This window comes from Devosia sp. Z6_126, from assembly GCF_058133495.1.
The window spans coordinates 735,058-746,691 of sequence record NZ_JBYUNO010000002.1; the positions used below are offsets into that span (position 1 = coordinate 735,058).

At 62.6% G+C, this 11,634-nt stretch carries 14 protein-coding genes; 3 read left to right on the forward strand and 11 right to left on the reverse strand.

All coding sequences use genetic code 11. The annotated features are described in order from the left end of the window. Positions 1-78: 78 nt before the first annotated feature. From ldtR to AC3YOG_RS10690, 4 genes are all read right to left on the reverse strand, one after another. Positions 79-588, reverse strand: coding sequence for a transcriptional regulator LdtR (gene ldtR, locus AC3YOG_RS10675; protein ID WP_127752520.1), 510 nt, complete (start codon positions 586-588; stop codon positions 79-81). Positions 589-828: 240 nt separating this feature from the next. Beyond that, positions 829-1,641 carry a class D beta-lactamase gene (blaOXA, locus tag AC3YOG_RS10680; protein WP_489935044.1) on the reverse strand — a complete coding sequence of 271 codons (813 nt, stop codon included), beginning with the start codon at positions 1,639-1,641 and terminating at the stop codon, positions 829-831. A gap of 38 nt (positions 1,642-1,679) precedes the next feature. Continuing rightward, complete coding sequence (locus AC3YOG_RS10685) at positions 1,680-2,018, reverse strand: DUF4440 domain-containing protein (protein ID WP_489935045.1); 339 nt, start codon at positions 2,016-2,018, stop codon at positions 1,680-1,682. Positions 2,019-2,110: 92 nt separating this feature from the next. After that, positions 2,111-2,500 carry a DUF6163 family protein gene (locus AC3YOG_RS10690; protein WP_127752517.1) on the reverse strand — a complete coding sequence of 130 codons (390 nt, stop codon included), beginning with the start codon at positions 2,498-2,500 and terminating at the stop codon, positions 2,111-2,113. A 98-nt stretch (positions 2,501-2,598) separates the two neighbouring features. On the opposite strand from AC3YOG_RS10690, the gene hemB reads away from it, so the two are divergent. The 3 genes from hemB to AC3YOG_RS10705 all read left to right on the forward strand — a co-directional run bounded on the left by hemB (position 2,599) and on the right by AC3YOG_RS10705 (position 4,998). After that, complete coding sequence (hemB, locus tag AC3YOG_RS10695) at positions 2,599-3,612, forward strand: porphobilinogen synthase (protein ID WP_210258525.1); 1,014 nt, start codon at positions 2,599-2,601, stop codon at positions 3,610-3,612. A gap of 68 nt (positions 3,613-3,680) precedes the next feature. Then, complete coding sequence (locus AC3YOG_RS10700; protein WP_489935046.1) at positions 3,681-4,199, forward strand: RDD family protein; 519 nt, start codon at positions 3,681-3,683, stop codon at positions 4,197-4,199. A gap of 61 nt (positions 4,200-4,260) precedes the next feature. After that, entirely contained in the window at positions 4,261-4,998 is a 738-nt protein-coding gene (locus tag AC3YOG_RS10705) for an arginyltransferase (RefSeq protein WP_489890420.1), read from the forward strand. A 3-nt stretch (positions 4,999-5,001) separates the two neighbouring features. Here AC3YOG_RS10705 and AC3YOG_RS10710 read toward each other — a convergent pair whose 3' ends face one another. The 7 genes from AC3YOG_RS10710 to acpS all read right to left on the reverse strand — a co-directional run bounded on the left by AC3YOG_RS10710 (position 5,002) and on the right by acpS (position 11,619). Then, positions 5,002-5,313, reverse strand: a complete 312-nt coding sequence (locus AC3YOG_RS10710; protein WP_489935047.1) for a Dabb family protein — start codon at positions 5,311-5,313, stop codon at positions 5,002-5,004. Between the two features lie 29 nt (positions 5,314-5,342). Continuing rightward, positions 5,343-7,640, reverse strand: a complete 2,298-nt coding sequence (parC, locus tag AC3YOG_RS10715; RefSeq protein ID WP_489935048.1) for a DNA topoisomerase IV subunit A — start codon at positions 7,638-7,640, stop codon at positions 5,343-5,345. Positions 7,641-7,753: 113 nt separating this feature from the next. After that, positions 7,754-8,464: a DNA repair protein RecO gene (recO, locus tag AC3YOG_RS10720; protein WP_172122885.1), complete on the reverse strand. Its 711-nt coding sequence runs from the start codon at positions 8,462-8,464 to the stop codon at positions 7,754-7,756. A 290-nt stretch (positions 8,465-8,754) separates the two neighbouring features. Next, positions 8,755-9,675 (reverse strand): GTPase Era, encoded by a 921-nt coding sequence (gene era / locus AC3YOG_RS10725; protein WP_127752511.1) that lies wholly within the window; start codon positions 9,673-9,675, stop codon positions 8,755-8,757. After that, positions 9,672-10,379 carry a ribonuclease III gene (rnc, locus tag AC3YOG_RS10730; protein ID WP_127752510.1) on the reverse strand — a complete coding sequence of 236 codons (708 nt, stop codon included), beginning with the start codon at positions 10,377-10,379 and terminating at the stop codon, positions 9,672-9,674. Before rnc ends, era begins: the two co-directional genes overlap by 4 nt. After that, positions 10,376-11,170 carry a signal peptidase I gene (gene lepB / locus AC3YOG_RS10735; protein ID WP_127752509.1) on the reverse strand — a complete coding sequence of 265 codons (795 nt, stop codon included), beginning with the start codon at positions 11,168-11,170 and terminating at the stop codon, positions 10,376-10,378. Before lepB ends, rnc begins: the two co-directional genes overlap by 4 nt. Positions 11,171-11,199: 29 nt before the next feature. Then, the gene (gene acpS, locus AC3YOG_RS10740) at positions 11,200-11,619 is read right to left on the reverse strand and encodes a holo-ACP synthase (RefSeq protein ID WP_489890416.1); all 420 of its coding nucleotides are present in this window, start codon (positions 11,617-11,619) and stop codon (positions 11,200-11,202) included. Between the last annotated feature and the right edge of the window lie 15 nt (positions 11,620-11,634).

Consider the following 11,634-nt stretch of genomic DNA (forward strand, 5'->3'; position numbering starts at 1 on the left):
ACAAATAAGTAAACGCCGGCCGAGGCCAGCGTTTCACTTGGTGTGTGGCACCATTGCTACAGTTTTACTAAGACGAGCCTAGAGCTTGTAGAGGATCTGATCGACCCAGAAGCGTTCGAGGCGCGCAAGGGCCTTGTTGAGGCCGTCAAACTCGTCATCCCCCAGACCACCGACCTTGTCGATGGATTTGAGATGACGGTCATAAAGTTCGTCGATCACCTCGGCCACTTCCTCACCCTTGGGTGAAAGCTTGATGCGCACCGAGCGGCGGTCCGAACGCGAGCGTTCCTGGAAGATATAGCCGCTTTCGACGAGTTTCTTGAGGTTATAGGAAACGTTGGATCCCAGGTAATAGCCCCGCGAGCGCAGCTCCCCTGCAGTCAGTTCCGCATCGCCGATGTTGAACATCAGCAGCGCCTGAACCGGGTTGATGTCGTCCCAACCCATGCGGTCAAACTCGTCCTTGATCAGGTCGAGCAGGCGGCGATGCAGCCGTTCAACGCGTGAAACGGCTTCCAGATAGAGTGGCTTCAGCCGCTTGGGCTGCTCGGGTACCATGGCCTCGCTGGCGTTCGATTTGCCTACCATTTGAGCCTCGCTGTTGCTGTCCGTGCGACTTTTCGCATCTCATGAGAGGAAAATATGGCGTCCCCCGCTAACATGCGCCTAAGCCACACGCTTAAAACTATCTTACGGGAAAACAACGAGAATTTGGCTTTATTCTTCGTTACACCCACCAACACAATTGTAACCTAAAGAGGGAGTTAAGGAGGAAAACCTCCTGAAAACGTCGGGTGGCAGTGGCTTCATGTGTCGGCTCGGCGAGCTCTACTGAGCAAGCCTCACGACAAGTTCATCCCAGTGCTCCAATACGTCGTTGCGCGCCCGGATTCCCCCTGAACTGCGCTGCCGCTCCTCGTCCTGCAGGAGGCGTGCGAAGACCAGGCGCCGAGTGTTGTGCTCGGCCCAGCCGACGAACCATCCCCAGCCCCTGGCGCGGTCGAACGAGCCATCAGCCCGGCGCGGATAGGCCGATCCGGTCTTGCCAGAAACCGTCCAGCCAGCGGAGGTCGGCCAACTCTCGACAATGGCCATGGTCATGTCGATTGCGTGCCGCTCCACCGGCAGAGTGCCATTGACGAGGTGGCGCAAGAACGCCACCTGCTCGACCGGGGCGATCTGGAGGGACGAGCTGATCCAGGCGCGCTCAAGGGCATTGTCCTGCCCGGGATCGCCGGCGAAGTCGGCATTGCCGTAGCCGAAATCCTGGGCGTAGCCCTGCAGGCGCTCGACGCCAAGCTTTGCGGCGATCTGCTGGGAGAACCAGACCACCGAATGCTTCATCCAGCGCAGCGGGTTGGTGGGCTGCTGCCACTCCGGCCCACCCCAATCGGGGTAGCCGGGCTGGAACGGGAGGGTAGGCGTAGTGGCATTGGAGAGAACGCCGGCGTCATAGCCCATCGCGCTCAAGGCTAGCTTGAAGGTCGATGCCGGGGTGACGCGGGTGCGGCAATCCCCCTCTTCCAGCAGGATGGTGCCACTCTCCGCATCGGCCACAACAGTGCAGATGGTCTTGGCCTGAGTTGCCTGCAGTGGCAGCAGCAGGAAAGCAGCGGCAAGGACAAAAACGGCGGGCTGCATGAACACTCCAGGAGATCGGGTGAAAGTTTTGGGCAGGCTCAGGAGAGCTGGGTTTGCTGATGCTGCACGATCTTCCAGCCCTGGGGCTGGCGAAGGTAAGTCGAGGTGCAGAGAGCGCGGTAAGGCGGGGCGCCGGCGCGCTCGGCCAGCGCTTCATAGGACAAAACAGCCAGAACGTCGCCAGGTTGGATGGCGATTTGACTGGCAAAGGCAACGCTGGACCAGCGCGGCGCGTGCTCGAGACTGGAAAGGATTGCCGCGTTAGCCATGGTCCCCACCGGGCCGAAGGCCATCAGGCACTGGCCGGCCATATGGGCCCGGTAAGCCTCAACGCCATCGAGCCAGAGGCTACGCTCGATCTGCCAAAGGTCATCCACTGGAAACCTCCCCCGGTTGATTGCGGTCTCGGTGCCATGGTTTCGCAACAGCGTGGCAGGAGCGCGGCATTGCCGATGGGGCGTTGCGGGCGTCAGTCGGCGGCCTGGGCGCGGCGGTGGCGCCAGTTGAGCGCAAAGAGCACGATGATGGCGGCGACGAGGAACAGGCGCACGGCAAAGCCGGGTGCGGTCATGGTGACATCGGGGTTGCCGAGCAGGTAGAGCACGAGCTCGACGCCGGTGGCGCCGACGAGGAGCACCGCGCCCCAGCTCGCCTTGATCCAAAGGCCCACTGCGGCAAAGAGCCGGGCGCCGGCGAAAATGGCGAGATAGACAAAGCCAGTGACGCCCCAGGCTTCGATCGGGCTTTGTGCCCCCAGCTGCACGCCAAGGAGGCGTGCCGCATCGTTGAGGCCGAGCATCAGGCTCACCAGGGCAATGACGCGGACATAAAGGGCGGTGGAGCGGGCGTTGAATTCCATGCGCGCAGTTCTAACCCTCTGCAAAGCACTGGACAAGGCAATGTCTTTCGGGGGAGCGCGGGCGCTGCTATGGATATGGGCGCAAAGGAGTTTTAGTGATGGCCGAGTATTGGCAGAAGCACGATATGGGGTTCCTTGACGGGCGGCGGCTGCGCCGGACAAGGCAATCGGCGTGGAGCCGGGCAATGGTGCGCGAGACCATGCTTACCCCCGCCGACCTGATCTGGCCCCTGTTCGTGATCGAGGGCAGCAATGAGCGCTCGAGCATCGAGACGATGCCGGGTGTGGAGCGGTTGAGCGTGGATTTGTGCGTGGCGGCAGCGCGCGAAGCGCGCGATGCGGGCATTCCGGCGCTGGCGCTGTTCCCCAATACGCCCGACCATCTGCGCAGCGAAGGGGCCGAAGAGGCGTATAACTCGGGCAATCTGATGTGCCAGGCGCTGAGCGCCATCAAGAGCGCGGTGCCCGAGATCGGGCTCATCGCCGATGTGGCCCTAGATGAATATTCCAGCGACGGCCAGGACGGGCTGGTGCAGGACGGCCGCGTACTCAATGACGAGACCGTATCGGTGATGATCCGCTCGGCGCTGGTGCAGGTGCAGGCGGGCGCCGACATCATTGCGCCCTCCGACATGATGGACGGGCGCGTGGGCGCAATCCGGCAGGTGCTCGATGCCGAAGGGTTCGACGACACCCAGATCATGGCTTATTCGGCCAAATATGCCTCGTGCTTTTACGGGCCGTTCCGGGAAGCGGTGGGTTCGGGCAGCCGGCTCAAGGGCGACAAGCTGACCTATCAGATGGATTACGCCAATTCGGACGAGGCGCTGCGCGAAATCGAGCAGGATATCGCCGAAGGCGCCGATAGCGTGATGGTCAAGCCGGGCATGCCCTATCTCGACATCATCCGGCGCGCCAAGGACAGTTTCAACATCCCCATCTATGCCTATCAGGTGAGCGGGGAATACGCGATGATCGAGATGGCCGCCGCGGCGGGCGCGATTGATCGGGGGGCCGCCATTCTTGAGAGCCTCCATGGCTTCAAGCGCGCAGGCGCCAATGGCGTTTTGACCTATTATGCGCTGGAAGTGGCGCGGGCGCTGGGGGACTAGGGTCCCGTCTGCGCATTCCTTGCGCCGGGGGTCTTGCACAGAGGCGCGGCTATGACAATTTGTTGGTCATGAGCCAAACTTATTCTGCCGCCCCTGCCCTGCCTGATCCCGAGACGGCCCCGGAACTGTTCCAGGGCCTCTTCACCCGGCGCGTGTCGGCTTATCTGATCGATCTGGTGCTGATGGGCGTTATCGTGCTGGTGCTGAGCTTTGTCGGGCTGATCGCGGGGTTTTTGACCTTCGGGCTGGCCTGGGGTGCCCTGGCGCTGGTCGTGCCGCTGTCCGTCATCCTGTATTATGCCGTCACCCTGGGTTCGGCCCGGCGGGCGACCGTGGGCATGCAGCTGATGGATCTGGTGCTGACGCCAGCGCGCGGGCAGCCGCTCAATGGTGGCATGGCGATCCTGCATGCCGCGGTTTTCTGGGTCACGGTGTGGATCTCCTGGCCCGTGTCGTTGCTGTTTGCGCTGTTCACGCCGCGCCGGCAGATGATCCACGATTTGTTGACCGGCACGCTGATGCTGCGTCGCTCCCCCATGGAGCGGCACTGGCGGATGCAGCGCGCGCGCATGAACCAAGCATATTGAACGATTGCAGGGCGGACGGGAGCGGATTACAGTTCCCGTCTTGGCAGCTAAAGGTCCCGCGTTGACCGACCAGACACCAGAAACGACCCAGCTCTTTTTGACCGCAGCGATGCCGTGCCCGTATTTGCCCGGCAAGCAGGAGCGCAAGCTCTTTACCCATTTGTCGGGGCGGCGGGCAGCGAGCCTGCATCACCTGCTCAGCGAGAACGGGTTCCGGCGCAGCCAGAACCTGATCTATCGCCCCGCCTGCGAGAATTGCTGCGCCTGCCAATCAGTGCGGATCGTGGCCGATGCGTTCGAGCCCTCCAAACGCTTCCGCCGCGTGTTGCGCAACAATGACGACCTCGCGATCGAAGTGCGCCCGACCACGGCGACCTCCGAGCAATACGACCTCTTCAAGCGCTATCTCGATTCCCGCCATGCCGGGGGCGGCATGACGCAGATGAGCTTTGTCGACTATGAATACATGGTCGAGGACACGCCCGTGCAATCGGTTCTGGTAGAATACCGGCTGCGCAACCACCCGGATATGCCGCTGGTGGCGGTGGCGCTGACCGATGTGATGCCCGATGGGCTCTCGATGGTCTACAGCTTTTACGATCCAGACCTGGCCCATCGCAGCATGGGCACCTTCCTGATCCTTGATCACATCGCCCAGGTGCGCGCCGCCGGGCTCGATTATGTGTATCTAGGCTATTGGGTGAAGAACTCGCCCAAGATGGCCTACAAGGCGCAGTTCCAGCCGCTGGAAGTGCAAAAAGGCACACTGGGCTGGTGCCGGCTCGAGGAAGCGGCCTAGGCCTCAGTTCATCTCCAGATCAAAGACGATGAGGCCGTCAGGGCCGCCCTGCAGGGCGGCAACGAGGCGGGCACCGGCTTGCGCGTGGTCGGGATCGACGAGGTAATGATCACGCGCCGCCTTATCGGCGAAATCCATGATGAAGCCGTCATTAAACCCCTGCCCCAGGCCTTCGGGCGAGGCATTGGGGCCGAACTGGGCGGACAAGAGGCCCGAAAGGCGGCCGACCAGCGCATTGAGCCCGGCATAGATGGCATCGCGCTCATCCTGGGGCACTTCGGGGCGGAAGCGGAAGAAGACGCAATGGCGGATCATGACCGGGCTTTCGGGTGCGGGTCGGTGTGCTAGCCGACGAACTTGTTGTTACGGGGGAAGCCGTTGGGGGGCTGGCGGCCGGCGGCGGCGCGATCGCCCATCCAGTCGGTCAGCTCTTCGGCTGGTTTGGTGAAAGTGCGCCCGGAGCTATCGGTCCAGGTCAGCCCATCGGCGATGAAGAAGCATTTGAGATCGGAAATGCCGCCATCCTTGTAGCGCTGCAGGCGCACGCCGCGACCGCGGTTCATGGTGGCGAGCTGGCTCAGGGGGAAGACGAGGAGCTTGCGGTTCTGCCCGATCACGGCGACACGGTCGCCCTCGCAGGGCACAAGGAGGCGCGCTTCATCGGGGGCGGTGACATTAAGGATCTGCTTGCCCTTGCGGGTATTGGCGATCATCTCGTCCTCACCCACGACAAAGCCATAGCCATTGGACGAGGCGATGATGCGCTTGGCGCCGGGGCGATGCACGAAGAGGGACACGATGTCCTGGTCCTCGTCCATATCCACCATGATGCGGACGGGCTCGCCCTGACCACGCCCGCCCGGCAGCTTGTCGCCGAAGAGGGTATAAACCTTGCCCCCGGTGGTCAGCATCAGGAGCTTGTCGGTGGTTTCGGCGTTGAAGGCGAGCTTGAGGCGGTCGCCGGCCTTGAAGCCCTTTTCGTCGATGGCGGCGTCATGACCCTTGAGGCTGCGGATCCAGCCTTTTTCCGACAGAACCACGGTGATCGGCTCGCGCTCGATAAAGGCGGTGGTGATTTCGGCGTGATCGGCATTGGGGGCAGCGCCATGGATGGAGCGGCGGGCGCCCAGCGGATGGGGCGAGCCGTCCTCGGAAAACAAGGGGTAAGCCTTTTTAAGCGCTTCGACCTGCTTGGCGATTTCGCCCCACTGGCGCTTGTCGGAAGCGAGCAGCGCTTCAAGGCGGCCCTTTTCGGCCGTCAGGTTCTTGTGCTCCTGGCGCAGTTCCAGTTCCTCGAGCTTGCGCAAGGAGCGCAGGCGCATGTTGAGGATGGCTTCGGCCTGGTTGTCAGTGAGCGAGAAGGTCGCCATCAACGAGGCTTTGGCATCGTCCTCCTCGCGGATGATGCGGATCACCTCGTCGAGGTTGAGATAGGCAATGATGTAGCCTTCGAGCACTTCGAGGCGGTTGGCGATCTGCTGCAGCCGGTGCTGCGAGCGGCGCACGAGCACGATCTTGCGGTGGTCGAGCCAGGCCTTGAGCGCATCGGCCAGGCTCATCACGCGCGGCAGCGTGCCGCGATCGAGCACGTTGAGATTGAGCGGGAAGCGGACCTCAAGATCGGTGACGCGGAACAGCTGCTCCATGAGGATCACGGCATCGACGGTGCCCGCGCGCGGCTCAAGGACGAGGCGAATATCGTCCGAGCTTTCGTCGCGCACATCCTTGAGCAGCGGCAGTTTCTTGGCGAGCAGCAGCTCGGCAATCTTTTCGACCAGCCGCGACTTTTGCACGCCATAGGGGATCTGGGTGACGACGATGTTGTAAACGCCGCGGCCCTTTTCTTCCTTGCTCCATTGCGCGCGCAGGCGGAACGAGCCACGGCCCGTTTCATAGGCATGCACAATGGCGGAGCGGGTTTCCACCAGCTGACCGCCGGTGGGGAAATCGGGGCCGCGCACCAGATCTTCGTTGCTGGGGGGAGCCGCGAAATCGCGATGGATCAGTTCGTCAACGGTGGCCGCCGGATTGTGGATCAGCTTGAGCGCGGCATTGCACAGCTCGACGAGGTTATGGGGCGGCACGGAGGTCGCCATGCCCACGGCGATGCCGGTGGAGCCATTGGCGAGAAGATTGGGGAAATTGGCGGGGAGCACCACCGGCTCTTCGTCTTCGCCGTCATAGGTGGGGCGGAAGTCGATGGCGTCTTCGGTAATGCCTTCAAGGAGGCGCGTCGCCACCTCCGTCATGCGCGATTCGGTGTAACGCATGGCGGCGGCGGAATCGCCGTCGATATTGCCGAAGTTCCCCTGTCCGTCGACCAGCGGGTAGCGCAGGGCAAAGTCCTGGGCGAGACGCACCAGCGCGTCGTAGATCGACTGGTCGCCGTGCGGGTGGAACTTACCGATGACGTCGCCGACGATACGGGCCGATTTCTTGTAGCCCTGATTGGGATCGAGCTTGAGCAGGCGCATGGCGTGGATGATGCGGCGGTGAACGGGCTTGAGCCCGTCACGCGCATCGGGCAGCGCGCGCTGGGTGATCGTGGACAGCGCATAGCTGAGATAGCGTTCTTCCAGCGCCTGCCGCAGATCGACAACGCGCTGGTTGTCGGCGGGCGGGAGTGTATCGGCGTCTGACATCACAGCACTTTCAGGAGAACGAATCGGGAAACACTATAGCCGCAAAGCCCCCAATGCGCAGGGTTTCTGGGGTTTTTGCCCAGACATTGCGGTGCTGCGGCCCCGCTTGGCCGCTAAGCGGCGGTGGTGAGGATTGCAACCAGGGTTTCACGAGTCGCAGGTGGCGCCAGCTGGCGGGGATACCAGACATGCAGATCGAGGAAATGGGCCGAAAGGCGAAAGGCGGCGGCGAGATCGGCAGGAGAGGCAGTGTCGTCTTCGTTCAGCAGGAAGGAGGGCAAGGGCAACAGGCGATCGAGATAGGGTTGAGCGGCGGCGCTGGAAACGGCGCGACCCGTACGCGGGGACACATGGGTCAGATTGTCCGTAACGCCGGTGGCAGCGCAGGCCGATAGGTCAAGACCGAAACCCAGTTCGTCGAGCACCGCGATCTCGAAGCGGGCGAGCGCCATGCCATCGAGCGGGCGATCGAGCAGGCGCAGCGCCATGGCGAGGAGGCGATCATGGGGGTCGCGTTCGGGCAGCAGGCGCAGCAGTTCACAGACAAGCTGGCTGAGGTAGAGCCGGGCCTTGTCGGCCATGAGGATGGCGGCGCGGCCGGTTAACAGTTCAACGGCAAAGATGCCGAGGTGATCTTCAAGACGGGCACGCCAGACCAGCTGGACGGTGTTGCCGGGCTGAAGGGCGGCGGCGAGCTTGGAGGAACGGCCCCCGCGCACGAGGCCCAAATGGCGGCCGCGCCCGGCCACCATGGCTTCAGCCACAAGGCTGGTTTCGCCGTGGCGGCGCACTCCGATCAGCAGGCCTTCGCCGGTCCATTCCATTTCAGGGGGTGGCCCGCAAGCTCTGATGAGATACTGAGGGACCCCCTCCCTTCATCCCTCCCCACAAGGGGGAGGGTGTCGACTGCGGGGCTGGTGACAAGAGAGCTTTCGCCCGACTGGGCCGTGGAAGGGCGCCGGGAACGCACTGGGCCAGCACTTCCCCCTTGATGGGAGAGGACGGGAGGGGGTGCAAGAGCCCCGGCACACTGGCCAGCCGCCCCCCACCCTTGATCCCTCCCCGCGAGGGGGAGGGTGTCGACTGAGAGCTCAGATGCAGAAAGGCGAAGCGCTCAGTTTTTCCCATGGGGGAATTCCAGGCCCATTTCGCGGTAGCGCTCGGGGTCGTCGGCCCATTTTTCGCGCACCTTGACGAAGAGGAAGAGGTGGATGGGGACTTCGTACATCGCCATCAGCTCCTTGCGGGATTCCGCGCCGATGGCCTTGATGGTTTGCCCGCCCGCGCCCAGCACGATCTTCTTGTGGCTGTCGCGGGTGACATAGACCACCTGGTCGATCTTGTAGGAGCCGTCCTTCTGGATCTTGAAGCTCTCGGTTTCCACGGTGGCGTTGTAGGGGATCTCGTCATGGACGCGCAGGAACAGCTTTTCGCGCGTGATTTCGGCGGCCGTGATCGCCATGGTCAGATCGGTCAGGTGATCCTCGGGGAAGTGCCAGGGCCCGGGGGGAATGTGCTTGATGCACCAATCCATGAAGTCGCTGACGCCATAACCCTTGAGGGCCGAAATCATGAAGGTTGCCTCAAAGCGCACCTTCTCGTTGATCGCCTGGCTGAGGGCCAGAAGAGCTTCGTTCTTGATGGTGTCGATCTTGTTGAGGATCAGGATCTTGGGATGGGTGACGTTGGCCAGCCCTTCCAGCAAGGTTTCGATCTCGGACGTCAGCCCCTTTTCGGCATCAACGATGAAGGCGACCAGATCGGCATCCCCTGCCCCGCCCCAGGCACTGTCGACCATGGCGCGCTCAAGGCGCCGCTTGGGGGTGAAGATGCCGGGCGTGTCGATAAAGACCAGCTGCGCCTTGTCGATGGTGACGACGCCGCGCACCTGGGAGCGCGTGGTTTGGGCCTTGTGGGTAACGATCGAGACCTTGGTGCCGACAAGGGCATTGAGGAGCGTCGACTTGCCGGCGTTAGGGGCGCCAACCAAGGCGATGAAGCCGCAGGAGGTGTCAGTGGGGGTAATGTCGGTCATGCGGGATCCTTCCAGACCTGCTGGCGCACCAGGAAGAGTTCGGCGGCCTTGTGCTCGGCGATCTTCTTGGAAGGGCCGGTGGCGCTGAGGGGTTCAAAATCCCCAAGGGAAACGGTGATGGTGAATTCGGGCGCGTGGTCGGGGCCGGTGCGCTCGGTCTGGGTATAGGCGGGTGGCTCGAGCCCGCGCGCCTGGGCCCATTCCTGCAGCGTCGTTTTGGCATCGGCGCGGCCGGCATTGCCTTCGCTCAGGAATTCCTCGAACAAGCGCTCGACGAATTCATAGGCCTTGCCGAGACCCCCATCGCAAAAAATGGCGCCGATCACCGCTTCGGTGACATCGCCGAGAATGGCTTCCTTGTGGGCGCCGCCGGTGCGCGCCTCGCTTTCGCCCAGCCGCAGCTCGGAGCCGAGATCGAGTTGGCGCGCGATGACGGCGCAAGTTTCCTTGCGCACCAGGGTATTGAGCGTGCGCGAAAGCTCGCCCTCATTGGCCTTGGGATAGCGCCGGTAAAGCATATCGGCCACAACGAGGCCAAGCACCCGATCGCCCAGGAATTCGAGGCGCTGATAGGAACGCTCAATCCGTCGCGAGGGGGACACGGCGCTGGAATGAGTCAGCGCCCGTTCAAGCAGGTCTTCGTCGGCAAACTGATAGCCCAGTCGAAACTGCAGCTTTTCGTGAGAACGGGCCCGCCGGCTCATTTGTCGATTTGCTGGAACATCCGGTCCCAGCGCACATTGGCAGGCCACTGCCAAAGCTGCCAGGGTGGGATATTGTCCTTGATGGAGAAGAAGCGCGCTTCAGCCTTGCCGATCAGGTTCACTGCCGGCACATAGCCGACCGAAGACAGGACGCGGCTATCGGCGGAGCGGTCGCGGTTGTCACCCATCATGAAATAGTGGCTGGCGGGAACGACATATTCCGGGGTGTTGTCGAGCGGGCCGTTATCGCCGATTTCCTGGATGGTGTGGACGTTACCATCGGGAAAAGTTTCGCGATAAACGGCAACTTCGCGCGTATCGCCTTCGCTATCGGTATCCATGGCAGTGCCGATGAACTCGCGCTCGACCATGGTGCCATTGATGTAAAGCCGCCCTTCACGCATCTGGATGCGATCGCCGGGCAGCCCGACAATGCGCTTGATGTATTCCATGTTTTGCGGCACCGGGCGGAACACCGCGACGTCGCCCCGATTGGGATCACGCCCCAGGATGCGACTGTTGATAGGCAGCTCGAAATCGAGCAGCGTGAAATCGCCGTAGCGTCCCAGCGAGAAGGAATGCTTGCCATAACCCCAGACGAATTTGTTGGCGACGAAGTAGTCGCCGATCATCAGCGTCTGCTGCATGGAGGCGGTGGGGATGGAAAAGGGCTGATACAAAAACGAGCGCAGCACGATGGCGATCAGCAGGGCCTCGACCACAACGACAATGGTATCCCACCACTCGTTGGTTTCGGCCTTCTTGACAGTTTTTCCGGCGGGCTGGCTCATGAATAATCCCGTTAAGCTACGCCGAAGCGTTAAGGCGTCGTGGTGGGTTGGTCAACCGGCACCGCTTCGATGATCACGAAGGCTTGGGCCAAGCCGGCATCATCGGTGATGGTCAGGTGGATCAGCGGCTCGTGGCCGGGGGGAACCAGACGCTCCAGCGCCCGCGCCGCTCCATTGGTGAGCTGCATTGTGGGTTTGCCCGAGGGAAGGTTCACTACGCCCATGTCGCGCCAATAGACGCCGAAATTAAGGCCGGTGCCCAGAGCCTTGGAGCAGGCCTCCTTGGCGGCGAAGCGCTTGGCGTAGGAAGCGGCACGCTCGGCGCGGCGATCGGACTTGCGCTGCTCGATTTCAGTGAAGCAGCGCTGGGTGAAGCGGTCGCCAAAGCGCGCAAGGGTTTGCTCGACGCGGTTGATCTGGCAGAGGTCCGAGCCCAAGCCGATGATCATGGCGTGGCTCCGGCG

What these genes read in the sequence shown, in the direction of transcription:
- blaOXA (WP_489935044.1), bottom strand. Translation starts at nt 1,641, where the DNA reads ATGCAGCCCGCCGTTTTTGTCCTTGCCGCTGCTTTCCTGCTGCTGCCA.
- acpS (WP_489890416.1), bottom strand. Translation starts at nt 11,619, where the DNA reads ATGATCATCGGCTTGGGCTCGGACCTCTGCCAGATCAACCGCGTCGAG.
- recO (WP_172122885.1), bottom strand. Translation starts at nt 8,464, where the DNA reads ATGGAATGGACCGGCGAAGGCCTGCTGATCGGAGTGCGCCGCCACGGC.
- era (WP_127752511.1), bottom strand. Translation starts at nt 9,675, where the DNA reads ATGACCGACATTACCCCCACTGACACCTCCTGCGGCTTCATCGCCTTG.
- parC (WP_489935048.1), bottom strand. Translation starts at nt 7,640, where the DNA reads ATGTCAGACGCCGATACACTCCCGCCCGCCGACAACCAGCGCGTTGTC.
- AC3YOG_RS10700 (WP_489935046.1), top strand. Translation starts at nt 3,681, where the DNA reads ATGAGCCAAACTTATTCTGCCGCCCCTGCCCTGCCTGATCCCGAGACG.
- lepB (WP_127752509.1), bottom strand. Translation starts at nt 11,170, where the DNA reads ATGAGCCAGCCCGCCGGAAAAACTGTCAAGAAGGCCGAAACCAACGAG.
- rnc (WP_127752510.1), bottom strand. Translation starts at nt 10,379, where the DNA reads ATGAGCCGGCGGGCCCGTTCTCACGAAAAGCTGCAGTTTCGACTGGGC.
- AC3YOG_RS10710 (WP_489935047.1), bottom strand. Translation starts at nt 5,313, where the DNA reads ATGATCCGCCATTGCGTCTTCTTCCGCTTCCGCCCCGAAGTGCCCCAG.
- hemB (WP_210258525.1), top strand. Translation starts at nt 2,599, where the DNA reads ATGGCCGAGTATTGGCAGAAGCACGATATGGGGTTCCTTGACGGGCGG.
- ldtR (WP_127752520.1), bottom strand. Translation starts at nt 588, where the DNA reads ATGGTAGGCAAATCGAACGCCAGCGAGGCCATGGTACCCGAGCAGCCC.
- AC3YOG_RS10690 (WP_127752517.1), bottom strand. Translation starts at nt 2,500, where the DNA reads ATGGAATTCAACGCCCGCTCCACCGCCCTTTATGTCCGCGTCATTGCC.